General features: G+C 63.6%; 25 protein-coding genes and 1 pseudogene. 12 read left to right on the top strand and 14 right to left on the bottom strand.

The annotated features are described in order from the left end of the window. Nucleotides 1-79 precede the first annotated feature (79 nt). Nucleotides 80-1,846 (top strand): DUF2786 domain-containing protein, encoded by a 1,767-nt coding sequence (locus tag GSQ79_RS26565; RefSeq protein WP_158811754.1) that lies wholly within the window; start codon nt 80-82, stop codon nt 1,844-1,846. On the opposite strand, the gene GSQ79_RS26560 is transcribed toward GSQ79_RS26565, so the two are convergent. Together GSQ79_RS26560 and GSQ79_RS26555 are read right to left on the bottom strand one after the other, a co-directional pair. Then, a complete protein-coding gene (locus GSQ79_RS26560; protein WP_158811753.1) occupies nt 1,806-2,525 on the bottom strand; it encodes an NUDIX hydrolase in 720 nt (239 codons plus the stop codon). The two genes, GSQ79_RS26565 and GSQ79_RS26560, sit on opposite strands and share 41 nt — an antisense overlap. Beyond that, nucleotides 2,525-3,415 (bottom strand): PhzF family phenazine biosynthesis protein, encoded by an 891-nt coding sequence (locus GSQ79_RS26555; RefSeq protein ID WP_158811752.1) that lies wholly within the window; start codon nt 3,413-3,415, stop codon nt 2,525-2,527. Before GSQ79_RS26555 ends, GSQ79_RS26560 begins: the two co-directional genes overlap by 1 nt. 137 nt (nt 3,416-3,552) lie before the next feature. Between GSQ79_RS26555 and GSQ79_RS26550 the strand changes: the two genes are divergently transcribed. Both GSQ79_RS26550 and GSQ79_RS29955 read left to right on the top strand, forming a co-directional pair. Continuing rightward, nucleotides 3,553-3,885 (top strand): rhodanese-like domain-containing protein, encoded by a 333-nt coding sequence (locus GSQ79_RS26550; RefSeq protein WP_158811751.1) that lies wholly within the window; start codon nt 3,553-3,555, stop codon nt 3,883-3,885. 95 nt (nt 3,886-3,980) lie between these two features. Beyond that, on the top strand, nt 3,981-4,229 hold the full coding sequence (locus GSQ79_RS29955; protein WP_246725603.1) for a hypothetical protein: 249 nt from the start codon (nt 3,981-3,983) through the stop codon (nt 4,227-4,229). A gap of 353 nt (nt 4,230-4,582) precedes the next feature. On the opposite strand, the gene GSQ79_RS26540 is transcribed toward GSQ79_RS29955, so the two are convergent. Next, complete coding sequence (locus tag GSQ79_RS26540; RefSeq protein WP_158811749.1) at nt 4,583-4,846, bottom strand: hypothetical protein; 264 nt, start codon at nt 4,844-4,846, stop codon at nt 4,583-4,585. A gap of 240 nt (nt 4,847-5,086) precedes the next feature. Between GSQ79_RS26540 and GSQ79_RS26535 the strand changes: the two genes are divergently transcribed. Beyond that, nucleotides 5,087-5,362: a hypothetical protein gene (locus GSQ79_RS26535; protein ID WP_246725617.1), complete on the top strand. Its 276-nt coding sequence runs from the start codon at nt 5,087-5,089 to the stop codon at nt 5,360-5,362. A 60-nt stretch (nt 5,363-5,422) separates the two neighbouring features. Here GSQ79_RS26535 and GSQ79_RS26530 read toward each other — a convergent pair whose 3' ends face one another. Then, entirely contained in the window at nt 5,423-6,559 is a 1,137-nt protein-coding gene (locus tag GSQ79_RS26530; RefSeq protein ID WP_158811748.1) for an alanine racemase, read from the bottom strand. 149 nt (nt 6,560-6,708) lie between these two features. Here GSQ79_RS26530 and GSQ79_RS26525 point away from each other — a divergent pair, with 149 nt between their 5' ends. Further along, entirely contained in the window at nt 6,709-6,969 is a 261-nt protein-coding gene (locus GSQ79_RS26525) for a hypothetical protein (RefSeq protein WP_158811747.1), read from the top strand. Between the two features lie 6 nt (nt 6,970-6,975). On the opposite strand, the gene GSQ79_RS26520 is transcribed toward GSQ79_RS26525, so the two are convergent. After that, nucleotides 6,976-8,499 carry a CYTH and CHAD domain-containing protein gene (locus GSQ79_RS26520; protein WP_158811746.1) on the bottom strand — a complete coding sequence of 508 codons (1,524 nt, stop codon included), beginning with the start codon at nt 8,497-8,499 and terminating at the stop codon, nt 6,976-6,978. A 126-nt stretch (nt 8,500-8,625) separates the two neighbouring features. On the opposite strand from GSQ79_RS26520, the gene GSQ79_RS26515 reads away from it, so the two are divergent. Genes GSQ79_RS26515 through GSQ79_RS26505 form a run of 3 tightly spaced genes read left to right on the top strand, consistent with a single transcriptional unit; the run spans nt 8,626 to nt 11,181 of the window. After that, entirely contained in the window at nt 8,626-9,579 is a 954-nt protein-coding gene (locus GSQ79_RS26515; RefSeq protein ID WP_158811745.1) for an ABC transporter substrate-binding protein, read from the top strand. A gap of 2 nt (nt 9,580-9,581) precedes the next feature. Beyond that, nucleotides 9,582-10,409: an ABC transporter permease gene (locus GSQ79_RS26510; RefSeq protein WP_246725616.1), complete on the top strand. Its 828-nt coding sequence runs from the start codon at nt 9,582-9,584 to the stop codon at nt 10,407-10,409. Further along, entirely contained in the window at nt 10,402-11,181 is a 780-nt protein-coding gene (locus GSQ79_RS26505) for an ABC transporter ATP-binding protein (RefSeq protein ID WP_158811743.1), read from the top strand. The genes GSQ79_RS26510 and GSQ79_RS26505 overlap by 8 nt, the downstream gene beginning before the upstream one ends. A gap of 40 nt (nt 11,182-11,221) precedes the next feature. Here the strand turns inward: GSQ79_RS26505 and GSQ79_RS26500 are convergent, their stop codons facing one another. From GSQ79_RS26500 to GSQ79_RS26465, 8 genes and pseudogenes are all read right to left on the bottom strand, one after another. After that, nucleotides 11,222-12,553, bottom strand: coding sequence for a TadE/TadG family type IV pilus assembly protein (locus GSQ79_RS26500; RefSeq protein ID WP_158811819.1), 1,332 nt, complete (start codon nt 12,551-12,553; stop codon nt 11,222-11,224). A 2-nt stretch (nt 12,554-12,555) separates the two neighbouring features. Further along, entirely contained in the window at nt 12,556-13,107 is a 552-nt protein-coding gene (locus GSQ79_RS29950) for a TadE/TadG family type IV pilus assembly protein (RefSeq protein WP_158811742.1), read from the bottom strand. Continuing rightward, complete coding sequence (locus GSQ79_RS26490) at nt 13,107-13,652, bottom strand: TadE/TadG family type IV pilus assembly protein (protein ID WP_158811741.1); 546 nt, start codon at nt 13,650-13,652, stop codon at nt 13,107-13,109. The genes GSQ79_RS29950 and GSQ79_RS26490 overlap by 1 nt, the downstream gene beginning before the upstream one ends. Before the next feature lie 271 nt (nt 13,653-13,923). Next, a complete protein-coding gene (locus tag GSQ79_RS26485) occupies nt 13,924-14,235 on the bottom strand; it encodes an integration host factor subunit alpha (protein ID WP_210253232.1) in 312 nt (103 codons plus the stop codon). Nucleotides 14,236-14,590: 355 nt separating this feature from the next. Next, nucleotides 14,591-14,878, bottom strand: a complete 288-nt coding sequence (locus GSQ79_RS26480) for an MTH1187 family thiamine-binding protein (RefSeq protein ID WP_158811739.1) — start codon at nt 14,876-14,878, stop codon at nt 14,591-14,593. A gap of 95 nt (nt 14,879-14,973) precedes the next feature. Then, nucleotides 14,974-15,864, bottom strand: a pseudogene (gene mmsB, locus GSQ79_RS26475) (3-hydroxyisobutyrate dehydrogenase). 109 nt (nt 15,865-15,973) lie between these two features. After that, a complete protein-coding gene (locus tag GSQ79_RS26470) occupies nt 15,974-16,375 on the bottom strand; it encodes a Rid family hydrolase (protein ID WP_158811738.1) in 402 nt (133 codons plus the stop codon). 60 nt (nt 16,376-16,435) lie between these two features. Then, nucleotides 16,436-17,272: an alpha/beta fold hydrolase gene (locus GSQ79_RS26465; protein ID WP_158811737.1), complete on the bottom strand. Its 837-nt coding sequence runs from the start codon at nt 17,270-17,272 to the stop codon at nt 16,436-16,438. Nucleotides 17,273-17,631: 359 nt separating this feature from the next. On the opposite strand from GSQ79_RS26465, the gene GSQ79_RS26460 reads away from it, so the two are divergent. Then, nucleotides 17,632-18,567, top strand: coding sequence for a LysR family transcriptional regulator (locus tag GSQ79_RS26460; RefSeq protein WP_158811736.1), 936 nt, complete (start codon nt 17,632-17,634; stop codon nt 18,565-18,567). A 107-nt stretch (nt 18,568-18,674) separates the two neighbouring features. On the opposite strand, the gene GSQ79_RS26455 is transcribed toward GSQ79_RS26460, so the two are convergent. Further along, nucleotides 18,675-20,216, bottom strand: a complete 1,542-nt coding sequence (locus GSQ79_RS26455) for a carbohydrate porin (protein WP_158811735.1) — start codon at nt 20,214-20,216, stop codon at nt 18,675-18,677. A gap of 505 nt (nt 20,217-20,721) precedes the next feature. Here GSQ79_RS26455 and GSQ79_RS26450 point away from each other — a divergent pair. The 3 genes from GSQ79_RS26450 (at nt 20,722) to GSQ79_RS26440 (ending at nt 23,344) form a co-directional block, all read left to right on the top strand. Then, the gene (locus GSQ79_RS26450) at nt 20,722-21,834 is read left to right on the top strand and encodes an LLM class flavin-dependent oxidoreductase (RefSeq protein WP_210253228.1); all 1,113 of its coding nucleotides are present in this window, start codon (nt 20,722-20,724) and stop codon (nt 21,832-21,834) included. Continuing rightward, nucleotides 21,831-22,229: a RidA family protein gene (locus GSQ79_RS26445; protein ID WP_158811733.1), complete on the top strand. Its 399-nt coding sequence runs from the start codon at nt 21,831-21,833 to the stop codon at nt 22,227-22,229. The genes GSQ79_RS26450 and GSQ79_RS26445 overlap by 4 nt, the downstream gene beginning before the upstream one ends. Nucleotides 22,230-22,366: 137 nt before the next feature. After that, the gene (locus GSQ79_RS26440; protein WP_158811732.1) at nt 22,367-23,344 is read left to right on the top strand and encodes a BMP family protein; all 978 of its coding nucleotides are present in this window, start codon (nt 22,367-22,369) and stop codon (nt 23,342-23,344) included. Nucleotides 23,345-23,354 lie beyond the last annotated feature (10 nt).

Here is a 23,354-nt window from a genome sequence, read left to right as displayed (position 1 = left end):
AGCATCGTTAATATCTACACGGGTCTGACCGTAAGGAGGACCGATGGCGACAGCGCAAAATCGCAGGATCCCTGATCCTTTGGCTCAGTCCCGGGGGCTGCTTGCAGCGGTCCTGACCCTCCATGATGAAGCCATGAGCCTCGCGCTGAAGCCGCAGATTCAGAACGTGGTCCGGCAGTGGCTGCCGCTCCGATTCGACGAGACGGACGAAAGCGAAGCCGAGGCGACCACCGTAGTCGCTCTGATGCTTGCCGGGGACCTCGAGCTGTTTAAGCCGTCCTCGAGCGGCAAGACCACCTTCGATCGACTCGCGCAGCGCCGGCCTCCGGACGCCGAATTCGATGTCGCAGCGCTGAAGTCCCTTCGGAACGCCCGCTTTCTGCCTCTGCGCATCTTGTCTCGCTCCGACGCGGTTTTTACCGCCCAAAATCTGGCGACGGGCGCGACGGTATCGATCTTCGACGAAGAGCTCCCGCAAGCCGTCGTGGGATCGACGCTGGTCGCTCGCGTTTGCCCGCTGTCCGACGATCTCTTCGGCCTGGTCGGCGTCGTCACGCCGCTCGACGACGCCGGGCTCGCCGTCGCGCTGGATTTCGTGCGGCCGGGAAAAGGGCTGACCAACGATCATCGCTGCGCTTCCGCCGTCTATCGTCATGTCGTTCGTCATGGCGGCCCTAAGATCGCCGGCCTCAACGACTTTGCCGAGACGGACGACCCCGCTCCCCACGGCTTCGAATTGAACGAGCTCGATGCGATCGCTCGGCTCTGGACCGACCTTGGGGACGAGGAACTGCCTGGGCCGAGCGTTGAAACCGTGCGCAATGTCGCAACGCCGGGCGAAGTCCTCAAGATTCTTTTCAAGGCTGCCGCCACGCAGCAAGCCGAAATGGATCTCGCACGTGGGTATCGTCGCATCGCCGACGTTCTCATGGATACGTTGCACCGACGCGCGGCGGTCGGCTCCGGGCGCGACCTCAGCCCGCTCGACACCATCGCCGCCGCAATCGCACACGAGGTCGCGACGAACGATTATCCGCGCGAAGCCCAGGCGCTGTTCGTGGCGCTGCGCACCAAGCTGACGGGCGCCGCGAAACCGCGAAAAAATCAGGACGACCTGACGCGCGTCATCGAACGCATCCGGGCCCTGCGCGCCAAGACCATCGATCAGGGTTGCACCGAAGAAGAAGCGTTGGCGGCCGCCTCCAAGGTGGCCGAATTGCTCGACCGCTATGGGCTCTCGCTCAGCGAAATCGATATCCGGACGCAGACCTGCGAAGGTGTCGGGGTCGATTCGAACCGCAAGCGCGTCGGTCCCCTGGACGAGTGTCTGCCTTCCATCGCCGGTTTTTGCGACTGCAAGGCGTGGCAGGAAAAGACGGCAGCCGACACGCTGCGCACCGTATTCTTCGGTCTGCCCGCTGACGTCGCAGCCGCGCATTATCTTTACGAACGGGTCGCAGCGGCGTTCGAGACCGAGACCACCATCTTCCAACGCAGCGCGCTTTACATCGAGATTCTGGGCGTCGATCGACGCGGAGCAACCACCTCTTTCCAGGTCGGCCTCGGACACACGATCAGCACCAAGCTCGCCAAGTTGCGCGCCACGCGCGATGAGACCGTGCTATCGGGCTCAGGTCGGGAGCTCGTTGCGGTAAAACACGCCGTCATCGACGACGATCTGGCCAAGCTCGGCCTGGCCTTCAAATCGAAGCCGATCAAGCGGCATCTCGTGCAGCCCGACTCCTATGAAGCCGGGCGGGTCGCGGGACAGCGGTTTCAGGCGCGCCGCGAGATCGACGAGCCGGTCACCCCGCGGCAAAAGCGTCATGCAGATAGGTCAGCATGAACCCTGGCATCCGCGTGGCGTCGAGATCGTCCGGCGACCACACGGGGACCAGCGCGTCGAGTTCGGGATCAGCTTCGGCCGCGCGGAAGACCGCGAAGCGCTGCATCAGCGCCTCTATGCTGAGGGGCGAGCGCAGCGCCTTCATGCAGGCGACGCGGGCGTCGTCGAAGACGATGGTCCAGCCGTCCTCCACCGTGACATCAGCCGCGCCGAACCCGGTTTCCTCCGCCAGCTCACGCAGCGCGTTGGCCTGGAGATCCACGATGCCCGCGGCGTCGGCATCGGCGGGCTCGGGCGTGCCTGCCGGAAAGTAGAGTTTTCCGGCACTTGCCGTTCCGGCGCTCATCTCGCCGAGGATGAAGGCCCCGTCTGCCGAGCGCAGCGCCGCCATCGCGAAAAGATTGACCACCGGCGCGCCGGGAAATCCGAAATCGCGCCAGCAGAGGAACGGCTTGTAATTGGTCTCGAAGCCGCGCGCCCGCAACGTGCCGCCGTCGGCCTGGTCAATGGCGAGATCATGCGCCACCAGCACCCGCCCATCGAACAGGCCCGGCTTTTCCGCCCGCAAATCCGCCCAATGCGCGTCGATCCGTACGGCCGCGTCGCGGGCGAAAGCCCAATCGTAGGCCTCGCAGCGATAATCGATCGTCGCCGCCCGCCGGATCGCCTGGGTGCGCATCAAATCTCGAGCGTCCCTTGCGCGATCATCACGGCGGAGCCGCCGATGGCGACGCGGCTCAACTGGCCGCCCTCAACGGCCAGGGCGAGGCCGATGAAGCTCGGGCGACCCATCTCGACGCCCTGATGCAGCGTGCAATCATGATCGCCATCGGCCAAGGCTTCGTTGGCCACCAGCACGCCGGCGAAGGCCGCGGCGGCCGAACCTGTCGCCGGGTCTTCGGCCACGCCGAGCCCCGAGGCGATCATCCGCGTGCGATAGGCATGCGGTCGCCGCGCGCCGTCGGGCGTGTAGAGGTAATAGGCGCGGCGCTCCGTGGCGGCGCCGGACAGCGCCGCCCGCCCGAGCGCCTCGAGCGAGGCGAGCGGCACGAAGGTGAACGGCACGCCGGCGGAAAAGCAGGTGGGCCCGTGCTCGCCGAAGCCGATATCGTCCGGCGCTAGGCCGAGCAAGCTGGCGGCCTCGTCGCGGGACGGGCCTTCGCCGGTCCGCTCCGGCAGCCGCGGCACGTCGAACGACGCATGCGCCGCCTCGCCGCGCCGATGGCGGACGCTGCAGGACACGGGGCCGATGCCCTCCTCGAGCACCAGGCCGACATCCTGGCCGTGCAGCAGATCCGGCGCCTGCAGCTTGGCGAGCAGGACCGCCGTGCCGACCGTCGGATGCCCGGCGAACGGCAGTTCCGTGGTGGGGGTGAAGATGCGCAGCCGCGCTGAATTCACGGGATCCCGGGGCTCGGCCACGAACACCGTCTCGGACAGATTGAACTCGCGGGCGATTTTCTGCATCGCCACGGCGTCGAGGCCGGCGCTGTCGAGCACAACGGCCAGCGGGTTGCCGGCGAGCGGCTCCGCCGTGAAGACATCGAGCACATGGTACCTTCGGCGCATGCGGCCCCCCTTGTTGGAGGCGAGATGCACGCCCCGCTCCCCCGCCGTCAAGCCGATAGCGAACACGGGGCGCGCAAAGGCTTGGACTAGGCGACGTCACCGCCTATGTTTCGCCAAACACAGGAAAGCGCCCACCCATGCCCGATTCTTTCACCGTCGAGAACGTCAGCCGCGAAGACCTCAAGCGCGGCATGGCCGACGGCACGATCGTGCTCGTCGATGTCCGCGAGCCCTACGAATATGCCGATGGTCATATTCCCGGCGCCGGTCTCAACCCCCTGCAGAGCTTCGATCCCGAGGCGCTGCCGCCGCAAGAGCCGGGCAAGCGCATCGTGCTCTCCTGCCGGTCGGGCAAACGCTCGCTCGTGGCGATGGAGCGGGCGCGGGCGGCGGGCCGGACCGACATCACGGCGCATTATGCCGGCGGCATGCTCGACTGGAACGCGGCCGGCGAGCCTATCGAAGAGTAACGTTAAATCGACATCTGCCGAACGCCTAGGCGGCTGAAGCTTGACTGCAGCGTTCAGCGCGCCATGTGTATCCCATGTTGTTTGGAGAGACTCAGATGAAACTTCGTTTTGCCGTCGCCGCCAGCCTGCTTGCTCTGGCGTCGCTTCCGATCGCTGCCCAGGCCCAGGGTCTTGTCGGCGGCGCTCGTGAAGGCGCGCATGAGGGTGATCGCGCAGCGGGTCCGCTCGGTGCGGTCGTCGGCGGCGCAGTCGGCGCCGGTGTCGGTACCGTCAACGGCGCGCTGGGCATCCACCGCGGTCACCGTTGCTACTACCGCCACGGCCATCGTCATTGCCGTTATTGATCCCGCGGGCTCGACGAGCCTTGCCCTAAAGCAAAGCGGCGCCCGTGAGGCGCCGCTTTTTTTGTTCGTCCTGCCGAAGGCTACTTCTTTTTGTCGGCATTCGCGCCGATCTTCAGAGAAGCCGCCGCCGCGATCACTTTCGGCTTTTCCTTCTTGGGCTTCTTCTTTTCCTTTTGAGCGCCGTCACCTTTTGCCATCACGCACCTCCATTCGATTCAAGCTTAGGCTTGGGACATGACCGCGTCTATATGGCCTTGCTCCAAGCCCCTGCTTTTACCGCGATATTCCTGGCCCTTTCCGGCAAATTCAAGAGCGTCGCACGCACGGTCGCAAAGCGTCGCCTTACGTCCGAATCAGTTGTTCGACCCACGGGCCCCTGGCGCGCCGTCAGCGTTGGGCGGTCGCTTCATCGTGGTGCCCGAGCTATCGCTGCGCCCCGAGGTCGGCTGATCCGGCTGCATGGTCTTGCCGGAGGACATGCCGTTGGCGTTCGGCGGCCCCTTCATCTTCACCGCGCCCGTCGCACTATCGGAGTCGCCCGGGCTCTGCGCCATTGTCATCGATGGTGCGAGGGCAAGCGTTGTCGCCACTGCGACACACAGAATCGTAAGTCTCATGGTCGTTTTTCCCGTTCAGTTGCTGTTTTATTTTTTATTTTGGTAACGGGAGACGCTGGAGCGTAGTTCCGAGGCCGCATTATGCCGTTCGGAGCATCGAATCATCACCAGTCGCGCCTGCGGATGCTCTCGCAAATCTATCCTAATTCATCGAGCCCGACGCGTGTCGTGGAAAAAAGGAGGGAACGAGACCGGTGGCATGCCGTTTACGGCGAAACCACTGGAGATCAATCAATGTCGATGAAACATGCCATTCTCGCTCTCGGTCTCGTGATCGCAGTGCCGGCTTCGTCCTTTGCACAGGGCACGATCCGCGGCGCGGAACATGGCGCCAATGAAGGCGACGCGGCGGCCGGTCCGGTCGGCGGCGTCGTGGGCGGTGCCGTCGGCGCTGCAACCGGCACGGTCGGCGGTGTTCTTGGCGTCGGTGGCGATCACGGCTGCGAGTCGAAGACGGTGCATCGTGAGAACGGCGCTGGCGACTCCGAGACGGTGCATCGCAGCAACTGCCCGTAACGAGAATTTCCTTGAACAGCGACGGCGCGGGTCTTATCCGCGCCGTTTGCGTTTGCGCCTTCAGTGGCCGCGGGCGTCGATCCGCCAGACCGCGACGAGCCGGTCGCCATCCACGACGTGAAGCCAATCGTGAAGGTTGACCGTCGGGTCGCAATGCGGCGTGACGAGTTCGATCTTCGCTCCCAGCCCCGGGCGGTTCGGCGCATAGATGCGCCCGTGTTCGTCGCCGAAGAACGCGTAAGTCGCCTCGCCTTCGACGCCGCGCGCGACGAGCGGCAGCGGCCCGTCGGTCGCGAGGCTTTTGACCCCGGCATCGATCGTGACGTAATCCGCCGCGTTGACGCTCACCACGCTCGCCTGCGCGAAAAGGGCGATCTCAAACGGTTGCGACGCAAGACCGTCACGAAGCACAGGCGCATATTGTGCGTCGCCGAACAAATAGGACCCGGGCTGCAACTCGGTGAACGGCGCCATGTCCATATCATGGGTGCCGGTCCCGGCCCCGCTGACGATCTCGAGACGCAATCCCTCTACCGCGGCCGCGGCGATGATTCGGGTTACGGCCTCGCGCAGACCCGCCGCCCGCGCCGCGCGCGCCGCGCGGTCCTCGATATGCTGGATGTTGCCGGCGTAGGCCTGCAGGCCGCGCAATTCTACATGGGGCAGTGCCTCAACGGCCGCCGCCAGCGCGACGGCATCCGCTTCCGTTGCCACGCCGGTCCGATGGTAGCCCGAACTGAAATCGACGAGGATGCCGAGCGGAAAGCCGAGCGACGCGGCAGCCGCGGACAGCGCTTCGGCATTCGCCGGATGATCGCAGACGACCATCAGGTTGCCGGCACCCGCGCGCCGCGCGATGGCGATCAGGCGTTTGATATGCGTCGGCGTCACGACGGGCGACGTGATGAGGACGCCGGGGATGCAGCCGGCCACCATGATCTCCGCCTCGCGCAGCACCGTGCATGACACGCCCAACGCGCCGGCAGCAATCTGCCGACGCGCGATCTCGACGCTTTTGTGCGTCTTGGCGTGCGGGCGCAGGGCCATGCCACGGCCCGCCGCCGAAGCCGCCATGCGCACCAGATTGCGCTCGAAGGCCGGCAGGTCGAGGACGAGGGCCGGCGTCTCGAGCCGATCGCGCCCGTCCGGCGCGCCGATCAGATCCGCGTTCGGTCCGAGGTCTTGAGAGTTTGGCATGGTCCGCCTGTCCGCTGCATCACGCGTGTACGGAGCGCCTTAAGCGGCCACCACGGATCAATGTCAAATCCGGTCCAAAGCCCCGAAACCGAATTCCGACATGCCCTATCCCGTGCTATAGCGCGAGCGGATCTATTAGGAGCATAGTGATGAAAGTCGTCAGAGTCGGTCTCGCCGTCGCCGCGTTCCTCGCGCTCGGCACCCCCCTCGCCAGCGCGCAGATGGTGGTCAACCCGAACCTCGGCGAACGCGTCGACTATCCGTTCTACACGGACGATGGCCAGCGCCTGCATTTCCGGCATCATCACCATTATCGGCACGCCGCCTACCGCTACCACTCGCGGTTTTTCATCATCAAGTCGGCGTTCCCGACGCCGCCAGTGTTCGGCTGGGCCACCTGCTGCCAATAGGCCGCGTCAGAATACGCCGGCTTTAGCGATCCGGCGCGCCGCCTTTGCGGCGCGCTTCAGCGCATCGCCCTGCGGCGGCAGCGCGGCGATCATGCCGGCAGCAAAGGCCGCGCTTTTCCAAAAGACGAACGGCGTGCCGGGCGGGACGTCGCGGTCGACCATCGTCGCGCGAAGGTGGTCGCGCATCGCATCATGGTCGTGGAGCGCGCCGAGCGTCTCCTGAAGCACCTGAAGATCGCTCTGCAGCCGGCGGAACGGCTTGCTCCCACGCCCCAGCTTCTTCGCATTCTCGAAGAAATCGAGGTTGTAGCGCAGCATCTTGGCCTTCTTCCGGATGTCGTGCAGCGCATCGCTCGTCATGCCCGACAAGCCATCCGCCTGTTTGGCCAGGGCCCGGCGACCGTGTTCGAGGCGGTCTTTGACGAAAGGCCGGTAGCCGGCATCGCGTTCCGCTTTGCGCACGCCATCGCCTGAAAATGCCAGCAAATCCAGCACCAGCAGGCGCCATCGTTGCGAGTGGAGCGCGGCCTGCAGGTCCGCATGCGCCTGCCCCTGCAGGCCGCGCATGATCGTCGCGAGATCCGCGGCCCCGGGGATCGCCGCATCAGCCTCCGCCGGATCGAAGACCTCGCTCTGGAATACGTCGGCATCGCGGGCCGTGCCGAGCGCATCCCCGATCCACTTGATCTCCTGGGTGAGGGCGTCGAGCGCGCCTTGCCGCAGCGCGGGCTTGAACAGGTTCAGCGCCCCGCGCAGGCGGCGCAGCGCGATCCGTGCCTTGTGCGTCGCCTCCAGCGCCTCGGCCGTCGGGATCAGGGTGGCATTGACGAGCAGCGCGTGCAGGCAGGCTTGAACGATGGCCTCGAACGCCTGCGCGAGGGTCATGCCGTCGGTAAGGGTCAGGGCCAGCGCCTTCGTCGGGCGCCCCCAACTGGCGTCGGCGAGGCCGTAGCCGCGTTCCGATTTGCTGGAGAGGCTCAACACGAGCGGCAGGTCGCGCACCAACGCGCGGGCAAGCGCCAGCACGGTATCGGCCGACCCCTCCTTGAGCTCCAATTCAAATTCGCTGACCGGGAGCGCGCGATCCTTGGCGCGGATCTCCCCCTGGTCGAAGGCGCCTTCGATAGCGGCGCCATTGTAGCGGATCGGCACCGTCGTGCGCCGGACCTCGACGGTAAACTGCGGATCGAGTTCTTCGGCCCGACGGCCACGAAATAGCGCCTTCAAGGGGGTCGAGCGGAGCCATTCCGCATCCGGGCGCGCCGCGCTCGCTACACATTCCCACTCGTCGCGGTCGACGATCGAGGCGCCGGACCGCTTGAGCGTATGCACGGTGCCCTGCTCCGATCGCCGAACTCGCAGGCTGATCCGCCGCGCACGCAAAAGCGCGCCTGCCGTGTCGAAGTAGGTCGACACCAAACGGCTGGCGCCGCGTGCCGCGAGAGCGTCCGCCAGGGCCGGATGAGCCATGAGGCGGCCCGAGTCACGCGGATCGATCTCGAATTTCAATTCGTACTCACGATCGTCCAAACGTCATACCCTGTTTCATGCCGCCCACCGCCATGGGACCCTGACGCAGCCGCGCGCCTGCCTCACATCAAGGCACGGGCCTTGCTGGCAGTCGAGATCGACACAGCAATCCCAGGAATTCCCTCTATGATCAACCGCCGCGACCTCCTGAGCGGCCTCGGTGCGGGCCTCGCCCTCGCGCCGCTGCCTGTTTTTGCGGCAGAGCCGATCACCATCAAGGTCGGCGTGCTCCGGCTGATCCATTCGATCACACCCTACTTCTACCAGCAATTCGCCCCTGCCGGCGTGACCATCGAGGTCCTGCCGTTCGAGAGCCCGACCGAGGGCAAGAACGCCGTCGTGACCAAATCGGTCGATTTCGGCACCTTCGGGATCGCTGCCGCGGTCCTCGGCGGCGCGGCCGGCGAGCCGATCGTCGTGATCGCCCTGATGTGCGATCGCGGCATGGGGATCATCGCCAAGAAGGACTCCGGGATCACCACCCTCAAAGACCTGAAAGGCAAGCGCGTCGCCCTATGGCCTGGCTCGACGCAGGAGGTCTTCGCCCTCGAGCGGCTACGCATGGAAGGCATGAGCGTCAAGGACATCACGCCGGTGCGGATCTCCTTCAGCGAGATGCATATCGCTTTGGCGCGCGGCGACATCGACGCCTATGTCGGGGCCGAACCCGCGCCCGGCGTCAGCCTCTCTTCGGGCGTCGGGACGCTGGTCGAGTATCCCTACGGCACGGAAATGGGCGCGCTCAACCAGATCCTCGGCACCCATCGCGACACGATCGACCAGAACCCCGATCGCGTCCGCCTGCTGCTGCAGATTCACCGACAGGCGTCGGACTTCGCGGCAAAGAACCCCGATGCCGTCATCGCCATGGCCGGCCAGAAGCTCGGACAGAAGAAGGCAGCGCTGCTCATCTCGATCCCCAACGTCGAGCTGAAGTGGAAGCTCGGAGCGGCCGAGGTCAAGCAGGTGAAGGCCTACGCCCAGCACATGCTGGAGCTGAAGCAGATCAAGCGCCTCCCGGAATTTTCCACCTTCCTCGACACCGAATTCGTCGATGCGATGGCCGCGGCGCAACCGTGACGCTGGCCGCCGATCCCTTGGCGCCTGCCATCCCGCGCGGCCAAAACCTTGCGGCGCGGCTGAAGACGCCGGCGCTCGCCCTTATTCTGCCCGTGATCTTCCTGGCCGGCTGGCACCTTGCGACCGCCGGCCGGCCCTACAGCCTGATCCCGCCGCCCGCCGACGTCTGGACGGCGATGCAGGATTTCGCCGTCGGCGGCATCAACGACGACGCTTTCAGCGCCACCCTCCTGACCCATCTCGTCGCCTCGCTGTCGCGGGTGTTCGGTGGCTTCGCGCTGGCCACGCTGCTGGCTTTGCCGCTCGGCATGCTCATCGGCCGGGTGCCGCTGGCGCAGCGGCTGTTCGACCCGACGCTGCAGTTCCTCCGCCCGGTGCCGGTCACGGCGTGGCTGCCGCTGTCGATGATCCTCTTCGGCCTCGGCCCGCGCTCGGCCTATTTTCTCGTCTTTCTCGGCGCCTTCTACCCCGTGCTGTTCAACACGATTTTCGGGGTCCGCTCGGTCGAGCCGCGGCTGTTCGAGGCGGCGGCGATGCTCGGCTGCGGTCCCCGCGCGCAATTTTCGCGTGTGGTGCTGCCGGCGGCGCTGCCCTCGATCTTCACCGGCCTGCGGCTTGGCCTCGGCTTCGCCTGGGTGGTCATCGTCGTCGGCGAGATGACCGGGGTGCAGACGGGGCTCGGCGCCGTCATCATGGAAGCCCGCCAGCTGTCGCGCACCGATCTCGTCATCTGCGGCATGCTGGTGATCGGCATCGCCGGCTACCTCTCCGACCGCGCGCTGATGCTGATCGGCCGCCGCCTGCTGGCCTGGAGCCCTACCCATGGATAAGGCCGCGCTGCCGATCCTCGACATCCGCGACGTGTCGAAAACCTTCAGCCTGCAGGGCCAGCGCATCGACGCGCTGCGCGGCGCCAGTCTCACGATCAAGCGCGGCGAGTTCATCTGCATCATCGGCGCGTCCGGCTGCGGAAAATCGACGCTGCTACGCATCGTCGCCGGCTTCGAGACCGCGACGTCCGGCGAGATTTTGATGTGGGGCAAGCCGGTCGCCGGTCCGATGCCGAGCCGCGGCATGGTGTTCCAGGACTACGGTCTGTTCCCCTGGCTGTCGGTGCGCGGCAACATCGCCTTCGGGCCGACTTCGCGCAAACGCCCGAAGGCCGAGATCCGCGACACCGTGGAGCGCTACGTCGAGCTCGTCGGCCTGCAGCGCTTCGCCGACGCCTATCCCCACCAGCTCTCCGGCGGCATGAAGCAGCGCGTGGCGATCGCCCGGGTGCTCGCCAACGAGGCCGAAGTGGTGCTGATGGACGAGCCCTTCGGCGCGCTCGATGCGATGACCCGCGAGCGGCTGCAGGCCGAACTCTTGGAGTTGTGGCAGCGCACCGGCCTCACAGTGATCTTCGTCACCCACTCGATCGAGGAGGCCATCGTGCTCGCCGACCGCATCGTGGTGATGTCGCCCGGCCCCGGCCGCATCGACTCCGTCCACGCCGTCACCCTGCCCCGCCCCCGCGACGTCGCCGACCACGATTTCAGCGACGTGCGCCGGATGATCGGGAGGCAATTGCACAGCCATCTCGCGCCAAAAGTGGCGTGAAGCGCAACACGTTTGGCGCTGCCCCTGCCGATGCCATGCGTTACTGCGTGAGATGCGCCGTCTTCACGGCGTTGGCAAACAGGTTGTTGATGGCAGCCGTGATGTCGCCATCGGTGCTGACCTGCGTGTAGAGCCCAGGTGAGGCACATTGCGACAGAGCCGTTCCGATATTCGGCTGGAACGGTGCAACATTGTCGTTGTAAAACGCATTCGTCGGAAGCGGATTGTAGGTCGTGTACAGGATCGCGATGCGGACCCCGCGGGATCGGAGCGGCGTACACCAATCCGTTGTGCCGCCGATCGTCGTGATTTTCCGTCCGCCGGCATATAATTCGTCAATCACCCCGTCCGTCACGATGAACAGCACGGCCTGCGGACTGTCCGATACTTGGTTCGTGCCGTTTCCAGGATTGGCAATTTGCAGGCTGTTCATGGCCGTATCGAATTGCGTGTCCTCGTCGTTATTGTCATTTGTTTTTGTCAAATTGTTGCCGCCATAGACTTCCAGCATTTGGATATTGGCGGCGTCGGACTGCGCCTGCGACAGGTTTGAAGTCAATTTCGTTATCGTGTTGAAGGCGGTGTCGAACGTATAGGTGCCGATCTGGTATTTTGCGTTATTCTGGCTTCCCGTGGCGATCGCCGTCGAGATCATGCTCGAGACTGCCGTCTGCACGAGGTCGATGCGGAGCGTGACACCAAGATTTCGGGCGAGCGTGTAATTGTCTTCCGGGGTCGAGCTGTGTTTCGGGACGGGGTTCCCCACGACGTCGCCCGCGGCGGGATTGGTCTCGTGGCAGGCAAACGCGCATCCGCCCTGCTGGGATGTGTTGGCGACCATCGTATTGATGCCCGCAGTCGTCGCCGCGATGCCCATTGAGGGCGACGTATCGATCAGCAGATAGAAGTTGATGTTTGGCGCCACGTTGGCGGACGACTGCGACGTGCCGCCGATGGTCATCGTTTTCATCTTCAACAAGGTGGCGAAGGCATTCTGCGATGCGGCCGTGTAGGAAACCGTTGCCGTTCGAACGGTTGCCGTTGCACCGGCCGAATCAACGACCTTTACGGAAAGGTTCGCCGCGTCGACGGTCACACCCGACAGGCTATTGGCCTGCGCGTTGAACATTGCGATCGCAGCAGCCTTGGCGGTGTCTGGCGTTTGAACCATCATCGCCGGCGTTGTCGCTGCAAGCGCCGCGGCATCGGCAACCGCGTTCAGTTTCGCTTCGCGGCGCCCGGCAAGCGAATAGTCGACGCTCATGCCGATGAGCAGAAACACCGGCAGGCTCGCGAGCGCGAAAGTGATCGTCACGTTGGCGCGCTGCCCGCCGACAAATCGTTTCACGAAGTTCAGGACCGTTGGGAGCATTGTCATGATCCGGTGAGAGCCACGGATTGCGCCTGGCGCGGGCGCATGTACAGCTGATCGCTCATCAAGTGAGACCCGGTGAGCTGATACCCGAGGGTCGGCGTGTAGAGGTAGCTGACCTGACTGAGGATGACCGACGTGCCGGGCTGCATGATGCCGACGGGTAGGACGACCACCTTGCCCGTCGTGAGCGCGGTCGCATTGAAAGGCCGGCTCCACGCCACGGTTGAGACCCCTGCGGCACTCGTCGTGATCTCGCTGAGGACGATCGACAGATTCGTCGTCGGAAAGGGCGCCATGACCTGCGCAGACGCATTGAGCACGTTCGCGATATCGTCGTTGGACATGCTCACGTACTGCGTCGTCAAGTCGGCGACGGCACGCGTCGTGATGGTCATCTTTCGATAGGCCGAAAGCATCTGGCTGATTTGGAACCCGCCCAGATAGATCAACAGCAGAAGGGGAAGGACGAGCGCGAATTCGACGGCCGATACGCCGCGCTTGTCGCGCGCCACGCGCAGGACTGCTTGCAGGATTCGGGCGGTCGGCGACATCACTGGTACTGCTCGTTCTTGAACACAGCCGTCGCCAACAGCAGGTGGTTGCCGTTGCTGAGGTTGGACAGGGTGAAGTTCAAGGGGCCACCGATCACCGGCATCTGATACATCACGCGCAGCACGACGATGTCGCCGGGATTGCCCGGGCTAAAACTCCAGACGTTGGACACGGAGCCGTTCTTCGCGAACTTCACCGTAGGGGCGGAGGTCACCGCAGAAGAGAACGACGAATAGCTCTGCACATCGATCATGACGTTGCTGCAGGACAACAGACTAGGCAGCCTTGCGCAGACAAGTGCCAGGTATTGCTGCTGGCTCAAGGTGTTGGTCTGCGCGTATCCCGTCAAAAGAAGGCGCCCGGACTTTTCGGCGGCGGTCTCGAGGCACTGTCCGCAAAAATAGACGAGCGCGGTCTGGATGGACGCGAGCAGGAGCGCGAAAAAAGGCGCGCTGACCAATGCAAATTCGACCGCTGTCGATCCGCGAGGATCGCTCGCGAAGGCTCTAAATAGGCGAAGCCCCCTGAAAAACGTAAAAATCATTGCTCAAAATCGCTATGCCGCGTTTTATCTATGTCACGGCATACGCAATAATTCTTAATTTAGAGTGCGGCACATCCCATAAAATTCAACGCGTTGGCGTGCACCCGGATACTGCAGTCACGGGACGGCGCGTTATTGTCGTTAAGTCGGCGACGGCCTTAAGTTGCCTGCTAGACACATCAAAGCCAGCCGGACGCGCTCGCCGTGGCGTGACACCGAGACGGAGCGGCCACGCGATCCTTCGCAACGACTCGTGCAGACCGACTGCCGACTACGATGCCGGGGGCTTCCCGCCATTCATCAGCGCGATCAGCGCCGGTGAGGGCTTGAACGTCAGGACGCGGCGCGGTGCGATTGCGGCTTCGAGCCCGGTGCGGGGATTGCGCCCCATGCGCTCGCTCTTTTCGCGCACCGAAAACACGCCAAATCCCCGAAGCTTGACCTGGTCCCCGCCGACGAAGGCCTTGGACACTTCGTCGAAAATCGTTTCGAAGACTTTCCGCGTATCCGCGCGCGAGACCGGCAGACAGGTGACATAAACCGCGTCGACGAGGTCGGCGCGCGTCGCGGTTTTGCGGTCGATCGTAGCGTTCCGAGTTTTCACGGCCTCACCTATGCACCTATGCCCAAGCATAGCTACGACGCGATTCGTGCCCTGCCGCAATTGACCGAAAGATGTAGATATTTCGGTGGCGAATGCCGATCTCGCGCTCTGCACAGCGGCAGAGTCACGGTGTTGTATGCGGACATTCGGCGGGTATGCCGCTGATTCTTAAGGAACTACTTCGATGGAGCGCAGAAAATCTCCTCGACGTCCAGATCACGATATTTTGAGCGCCATTCTATTCTATAGCCGCAGCGCCGAATTCTTGTCTTTCGGCACGACCTGACTGGCACCAAACCAGCCAGCTGTTCTTTACCGCCAGACTGCAGTCCATTTAGGAGACGGCAGCCATCTTGTCGGCCATCGACTGATCCTTGTCGCGACGCGTCGAAAAGATCAGGGTGAAGAAGGTGCGTTCGACACCCAGCTCGGCGAGCCTGGCTTCGCATTGCTCCGCCAGGCGGCAGATGGCGCTCAGCTCGCCCTCGACGTTCGTGCCATTGGCATGCATCGTCGCGGTGAGGCCACTGGACTCGATGATCGTCCTGATCTCCCGCACATAGGGTGAAACCGACGGGCCGACACCCATCGGCACGATACACAGGTCTGCGGCCACCTTCATGGAACTCTCACTCAAAACGTTGCGACGCCGGAGCTAGAGCAGAAAACGACGCGGGAAGCACGCGCCGCCGTCCGTACGGCGCAATGGAACGCGTGTCAGGCTGATGGATGGAGCTGCTTCAGGTAGGTGACGACGGCTGAGTAATCCCTGCCGCGGCCGCCGGCCTGCACGAACCGATCGAAGATGTCGCACGCGGCTGCGCCAAGCGGCGTTCCCAGACCTTCGGCGCTCGCCACGCTCTGCGACAGGCCCAGGTCCTTCAGCATCAGCTCCGCCGCGAAGCCTGGCTGATAATCGCGGTTCGATGCCGACGTCGGGACAGGCCCAGGCACCGGGCAATGCACGGTCAGCGCGTAGCACTGGCCCGACGCGGTCGAAGCCACATCGAACAGGGCCTGATGCGAGAGCCCCACCTTCTCCGCAAGATTGAAGGCCTCGCTGACGGCGATCATCGAGATGCCGAGGATCATGTTGTTGCAGATCTTCGCCGCCTAACCGTTTCCGGCGATCCCGCAATGCACGATCTTGCGACCCATCGCGGCAAGGATCGGATTGGCGCGTGCGAACGTGTCCGCCGCGCCACCGACCATGAACGTCAGGGTCGCGTTGCTCGCGCCCTCGGTGCCGCCCGAAACCGGCGCATCCAGCGACGCATGGCCTGCGGCCTGGGCCAAAGCATGGGCCTCCCGCGCGCTGGCGACATCGATGGTCGAAGAGTCGATCATCATCGTGCCGGGACGAGCGGCCCGCGTCGCTTCCCGCCAGACGGCGTTCACCAAGGCACCGCTGGGAAGCATGGTGACGATGACGTCGGCATCGCGTGCCGCAGCGGCGACCGACGACGCAATCACGATGTGCCGGGCTTTCGCCGCGGCACAGGCTTCCGCCTGGACGTCGTAGCCTACGACAGTGTGACCGGCCCTTTGCAGGTTGGCCGCCATTGGGCCACCCATGTTCCCGAGACCGATGAAGGCGATAGTCGTCATGAGCTCACTGCGTCAAGGCTGAGGAAGAAAAACGACCGCTGCGACGTCGAGGCGTCGCAGCGGTCTTGGTGCGGGTGTTGGGAAGGCGGGGATTGTCCTGCGATCGACGTTACGCGGACAGCACGGCCGTCGTCGCGATCTCTACGAGGAACTCCGGCTTCACCATTTCCAGTTTGACGCAAAACCGCGCCGGCAGAAGGTTGGGGAAGTACTCGACGTAGATCGCGTTCATCTTGTCGTAGTCGGCAAGGTCCCGCAGAAAGATCTGATTGAACGTCACGTCGTCCATCGTGCCGCCTGCCGCCTCGACCACAGTCTTGATGCTGTCGAGGACGCGACGCGTCTGGACTTCGATATCGCCGACACCGACGATGCTGCCATCATAGGGGTCGGTGGCCAGCATGCCCGCGACATAGACATGATTTCCCGCTTTGACGCCCCAGTTCAGATGATAGGTGCCGGCCGAGGTCTTGCCGCGGATCCAGTCTTTCGGGTTGATTGGCGTATTCATGGTCGGGTCCTCTTCTCGGGTTCGGGTGGTGCGATCGGCATGCAAAAGCCAATCGCCGTGTCAGACAGTCAGAAAGGCGATGACGGTGTCGTTGAAGGTTTTCGGATCGCAGTGGGACACGGCATGCGCGCCGTCGGACAAAACCTTGAGCGTCGCATGCGGGATCCCTCGCGCCAGTTCTTCGGAGCAGCCGGCCGGCGTCAGAATGTCGTCCTGCGCAACCAGGATCAGGGTCGTCGACTCGATGTCGGGCAGATAGGACGAGCCATCGAAATCGACGACGGCAGCGACGCGCGCTTTCAGGATCGACGGCGTCGTCGAGTTCGCAACCGCCGCGACAAGATCGCGCGCGATCCGGTCCCACTGATCGGAGACGAAGCGCGGCGGATAGAGGAAGATCGGCGATGCCTCATGATATTTCGCGACGCCATAGGCGTCCAGCAGGTTCAGCCGAAGCTCCATGCAGAGCCGCATCTGCGGGCACAGGGTCGCCCACGTCCCGTACAGTACGAGACGATCGATGCGCTCGGGATAGCGCGCTGCAAGGACCTGTCCGATGGCGCCGCCCGTCGAGTGGCCGATGAGCGAAGCCCGCTCGAAGCCGACGGCATCCATCAGGCCCAGGAGATCGTCGGCCAGCATCTCGATCGAATAATCACGCTCCGATCGCACGCTTTTGCCGGTTCCGCGATGATCGTAGCGAAGCACCGTAAAATGCTTCCGCAACTCGGCGATGTTCGGCTCCCAATAGGAGGCAACACCGGCGAGGCCCGTGACGAGGACGACCGGCGGCCCCTCACCGGAGATCTCGTAGTAGAACTCCGAATCCTCGACCGCGACAAAAGCCAATGTCCATGCCCCCAGAATAGCGCGGACGAAGGGCGCGTGATGCGCCATGTCCGTCGGTGTTGAGATTCTTGCTTCGACAGGCTTGCAGCCCAAGGCGGCACCGCCGCGCGACATGCCGTCAGTAGCAACTGGCCCTGCATCGCCGTAGATCAAAGTCGAGACGGCGGCGTTGCCCGAATTGAGCTGTCTCGTGGGTCTCGCGCTTTGCGCTCCGCTCGCGTCGCATAATCAAGGCGATCGCTCGGACGGACCTTGGCGGACGCACGATCCGTCGATCGAGTTCACCCAAACGAATGGACGCTTGTTGCCGTTACGGCAACGGAAATGGCTCTTGTGGCCTCGGTTTTGCATCACACGGCATCGGCGCCAGATGCTCTGCCGCGCGAGGGCGAAGAAGGCGACCAGCAATGAATTTCGTGGCGTTCAAGTATTTTAATGAAGTGGCCAAGACGAAATCGATCCGCCGCGCCGCCGACCGGTTGCATATCGCACCTTCGGCGGTGAGCCGACAGCTCGTGCAGCTCGAACACAGTCTTGGCGCGTTGCTCGTCGAGCGCACCAACGTCGGAATCATGCTGACGCCGGCCGGCGAAATGGTGGAACGCTATACGCTCGGCATGTTCAACGACCTTGAGCGGCTGCAGGCCTCGATCAAGGATTTCAAAGGTCTGCAAGAGGGCGAGGTCAAACTATGCGTGATGGACGGCATCGTCTCGGGCTTCCTGCCCCGCGTCATCTCCGAATTCAATGCGCAGTATCCCGCCATCAATTTCACCGTCACGTCCGATTCGACCGACCGCATGATTGAGGCGCTGATCCGCAACGAAGCGGACATCGCGGCCGTCTACAACAGCCGTCCGCGCGATGAGATCGAGGTCGTGGCGGAACATGTCGAGCCGGTGGTGTGCCTGTTGAGCAAGGACCACCCGCTCGCCAACCGCGCCAGCCTATCGCTTGCCGAGATCTGCGACGTTCCGGTCGCACTGCCGCTTGGAAGCTTTGGGCTGCGCCAGATTTTCGATCGCGCGATCGCCGCCCGAAAGCTGTCGGCACGCGTCATGCTGTCCACGAACAAGCTCGAGCTGACGCGCGGCATTGCGCTTGCGGGCCGCGCCGTGACGATCGGGCCGCGGCTCTCCGCGATGCGCGAAATCCAGGAAGGGTTGCTGAAGGCGGTGCCGATCGAAGAGCCGGAATTCGCGGGCGCCAAGTCGACGATCTGCGTGCATCGCGAACGCCCGCTGTCCTACGCCGCCACCGAGTTTCTCAAGAAGATCGCCAAGGAATTCGCGATGATCGGCGATATCGATTACAGCGGCGTGCCGCAGGTCGAGCGGCCCTGAGTCCACGTTTCGCGTGTTGGCATCTGCGTTGGACCCAAACAGCATGCCGCCCTGCGATCCCGGAAGCCGGAACCGCAAGGCGGATCTTTGTCGTCGTTTTTGAAACCTTAGTAAGGCTGGCTCGAAAGGCCCAGGATGGCGCCGATCGGAACCGCGGCGTCCATGCCGAAGTAGAAGCCGTCCCGGGAGGCGACCGTCGACGCCGGGTTGTAAAAATTGTTGTTGTTGGCGAAATACTGGATCGTCGTGTTGATCGCGAGATAGCTGGCGATCTGGTGATGCGAGCTCAATTCGAACTCGATGCCGTTGCGCGACTTGGTGTACCCGGAACCACCGGCGGCGATGTTGGAGTCCTGAAGATAGGCTTGTTCGCGGTTCGAAAGCTGCGTGAAGTGGATCTTCGCACCGAACGTATCGAAGGGACGGCTCTGGAACGGCGCCAGCAGCGTCAATCCGACGTAGGATTCCATGCTGACAAGGGCACCCGAGGTCACGGGTGCCGAGACGCTGGCATAGGCCGCAAGCGCCGTCGGGTGAAGGTTGTCGGTGAGACCACCGTCAGCGCGCCAGACCGTCTTGATGGCGTCGAGCACGAAGCCGCCGTCGCCGGTGTTCATTCTGAGCGGCTGACCCGGATTGAGGGCCGCCGATTGGCCGGTGGTCGTGAAATAGGGGTCTGCGACCGTGGACGTGTTGTAAAAGCCGACCGCCTCGACGCGCTCGGGATATTTTGCGGTCGTGTAGTCGGTTTTGTAGCCGACTTCGCCGAGGAGGATGGCGCCCGTCGATTTCGTTGCCGCGAAGTTGAAGCCGTGTTCGGCCTCGGCATCGGGATTGTCCTCATAGGCGCCGGCCTGCACGTAAAGCGCCGGGGTGATGTTGTAGGCCGCGCGAGCCCCCCATGATGCCGAGTGGCCCGTACGGGTCCGGGCATCCTGTTCGACGACGTCGTTCCAGCAACTCACGAGGTTGGGGCAGATCGGCAGGATGAACGCCCTGAGCGCATTCGTACGACCGATCTCGATGTCGAGCTTGTCGTTGGCAAACTTCTGCTCGTAGGTCAGCACGGTCAGCTGGTTATCCGTCGGATTGTAGACGGGTTCGTATCCGGACGTCAGGCCGCCGTAGCGCGCGCCGGTCGACAGAACGTTGACCTCGCCGTGGAACAGCTGCTCCTCGACATGCACCGTGCCGCCGGTGATGTTGGCAATATGACCCATGTCGAAGTCGGCGCCGGCGACGAAGAAGGCGGTATTGCTGCTGGAATTCTTGACGATGCCGGAATTGAGGTTGTTGTAGTAGGTCTCGACTTCAAAGAGATGCAGCGTGATGCCGGCGTCCTCAAAAGCCTTGCCGACCTTGGACAGGGGACCGGTCGGGCCTGCCGCCACGGGAGCGGCCAGCGCGGCGGGATGCGAGTCGGGCGAGATCCGGCCGGCGTTCGATCCGGTTGCACCACCCCGATACACAGCACGGTGCCGCAGCTTGATGCGACGCTTTTGAGCCACCGATACCGTCGGCGCCGTCGCATTGGGCGTGTCAAGCGCGGCGCTCGACTGCTCCGCAGCCTTACCCGCGGTGACGGTCAGGGCGAGCAGGCCGATGGCAACGAGGCCGATGCCTCCGGACTCAAAATAGCGCTGTTTCATGGTTTCGTCCCCTCGTGAGATCCATACAGCGGGTCGCGATCCCCCGCGACCCGTCCGCGCTAAAGGTAAGTGGCACACAAAACCAATTGCGCATTTTGTGGCGCTTGGTGGTGGTGTTGCCTCAAACCAGAAGCTCGGCGTTCTGTGCTGATGATCTCTTGTTAATCGGTGCCCGCGTCGAGCCGTAACACCGATCGAGCGGATGCTTGTTGCCCAAACTGCAACGCCAAACTGTGCTGCTTCTGGCGGCAGACGGCGCTTTTCCCATCGCCTTATGTTCACTGACCTTTTAGGAAAAGCGTAGAATCGTCGCGACAAAGTTGGCGCCCTATGCACGACTGAGTGGCACATTCGGCCAGGAAACGCCCAAAAGATTTGCGTGGGATTGAGCGTTGCGACTCCGGCAACGCGGCATAGTGCAATCTCGGGTATGCGCCCGCGGCGGCGGGCTGCTAGATTTTGCCCAGCGACGTACCCCTTTCGCCACGAGGATAGAGCAATGGGCTTGGCTGAAAAATCCGTAGAGCTCGGCGTCTTCCTGCCTGTCGGAAACGGCGGCTGGATCACGTCGACGACAAGCCCCGAAACGCCGGCAACCTATGCCTTCAACAAGCAGGTCGCGGTCCTCGCCGAGAACCTTGGATTTGATTTCGCGCTCAGTATGGCGAAATGGCGCGGCTACGGCGGCCCGAGCAAGCATTGGGATACCACGCTCGAATCCCTCACCACGATGTCCGGGATTGCGGAGGCGACGAGCCGCATCGGCGTGTGGGGCACCGTTCATACGATGGTGTTCCATCCGGCGGTGGTGGCCAAGATGGCTGCGGTGCTCGACCAGATCTCCGGCGGACGGTTCGGCCTCAATCTGGTAGCCGGCTCGAATCCGAGCGACCAGGGCCAGATGGGTCTGTGGCGCGACCTCGATCACGCCGGCCGCTACACCCTCGCCAAGGAATGGATCACCGTCGCCAAGCGGTTGTGGACCGAGGAGCGGGTCGACCACGAAGGCGAGTTCTTCACGCTGACCGATTGCATGTCCAATCCCAAGCCGGCGAAGCTGCCGCCGATCATCTGCGCCGGCGGTTCCGACAGCGGGTTCCGCTTCACCGTCGAGAACTGCACCGGGAGCTTCCTGCTCGGCAGCGACTCCGACGATTTCATCAAGACGGGCTTGCGCGCCAAAGAGATCGCCGCGGACATGAATCGCCCTGAGTTCAAGACCTATGGCCTGTTCACCATCGTGCCCGGCGCAACCGACAAGGAGGCCGAGGATCGCGTGGCCTTGTTCAATTCCGGCGTCGATCGCGTGGCTCTGGACAACCAGACGCGGGAATATTCCGGCGACAAAAGCCTCAAGCAGAACACCATGGCCAACCGTTTCATTCAGCAGGGGACCGAGGCTCGCTCGATCACCAAGGCTGCGGTCATCGGCTCGCCCGAAACCATCGCGCGCAAACTCGCGACGATCATCCGCGGGGCCAATCTCAACGGCGTGACGGTGATCGTGCCCGATTTCATCGACGATCTCAGAACTGTCGGCACGGACGTCGTGGCGGCATTGGCCGCAGACGGCATCGTCACCACCGCCTCCGCAAATCAGCGGCAGGTGGCGGCATGACGCGGCTCGTCAATCCACCAGCTCTGAAGGCGCAAAGCTATTACAACCATGCCGTGGTCAAGGCCGGAACGCCGGTGTTCCTGACCGGCCAGGTCGCCTGGGATGGCGACGGCATCATCGTCGGGCCCGGCGACATCGCGGCACAGATTGCGCAGACGTGGCGCAACATCGACGCCCTGGTCACCGAGATCGGCGCGACACGACAGGATATCGTGAAGCTCGTGACCTACGCGACAAGCCGCGATTTCCTCCCCGCCCTGCATGCGGAACGCGGGCGTTTCTTCGGCGACGGCCCCTACCCCGCCAGCACGTTCATCCTGGTCGCCGGCCTTGCCGAGCCGGACCTGCTGGTCGAAATCGACGTCACCGTGATGCTGCCGCATGGTGCGGCGTAACCGGCTGCCAGTCCCTTACGCCGATGCAGACGCCACAAGTTTGATCACGACCTGCCAGCCCGATTTTCTCGCCTTGCCGATAGCCGCTTCCTGCCGAAACGCCTCCTCCAGATAGAAACACGACGGTCATGACCCCTATGAACAAAAGCCTCGCCCGCCGCATGCTCCTCGTCTCCGCCGCCGCCCTTGCCGTCTCGGGAAGCGCGGCGCCGACATTTGCGGCTGATCTCCCGGAGGTCGCCGGTCTCTTCACCGGGTCGGTGACGCAGGGCAGCTGGGATGTCGGCGGCTATCAGGCCTTCGAGAAGATGGCCAAGAAGTATAACTTCAAACCATCTCACGTCGAGGGTGCGTCGTACGAGAAGGCGCCGGCACTGCTGCGCCAGTTGGCCTCGCGCGGCGTCAAGATGATCATCTGTCATTCGTCCGGCTATGCCGCGGCGATCCAGGAAGTCGCTCCGGATTTCCCCAACACGCAGTTCGTCCTCTACAGCTATGCCGACTCGAGCCATGGCCTGAAGAACTATACGGCCTGGTCGGTCAACTGGGATGAGTACGGTTACGTCGTCGGCGCTCTGGGCGCCGGGGCGAGCAAGACGCATCACATCGCGATCGTCGCCGCGGAGCCCATTCCTTCCGCCAAGCGGTCGATCGAATTCATGATTAAGGGCGCCAAGAGCGTCGATCCGAAAATCCAGGTGGACACCGTCTTCACCGGTTCGTTCACCGATGTCGCCAAGGCGAAGGAGATCACGACGGGTCTGATCGCCCGGGGTGCGGACTTCGTGATCCCCTCCGCCGACGCGGCGGATGCCGGGATTCAGCAGGCCGCGGATCAGGAAACCGCGATGACGATGGGTGAATATACCGACGAAGGCGCCAAGTTTCCCAACGCCATCGTCAGCAGCACCATGCTGAACTACACGATGGCCTACGATCAGATCGGCAAGATGTTCACCGACCACACGCTTGGCGACAAGGTCGTGCCGCTCGATCTCGCCGGCAAAGCCTGGACGTTGAGCACGCCGTTCAAGCACGTGGACAAGGCCGTCGAGACCAAGACGCTCGCCGTCATCGACGCGATCGCCACCAAGAAAATCGACGTCGAGAAGTAACTAGCACGAT

Origin of the sequence: Beijerinckia sp. L45, assembly GCF_009765775.1 — a bacterium.
Lineage (GTDB): Bacteria > Pseudomonadota > Alphaproteobacteria > Rhizobiales > Beijerinckiaceae > RH-AL1.
Note: the sequence above shows the minus strand (reverse complement) of the source record. Positions and strands in the feature narration are given on the sequence as shown.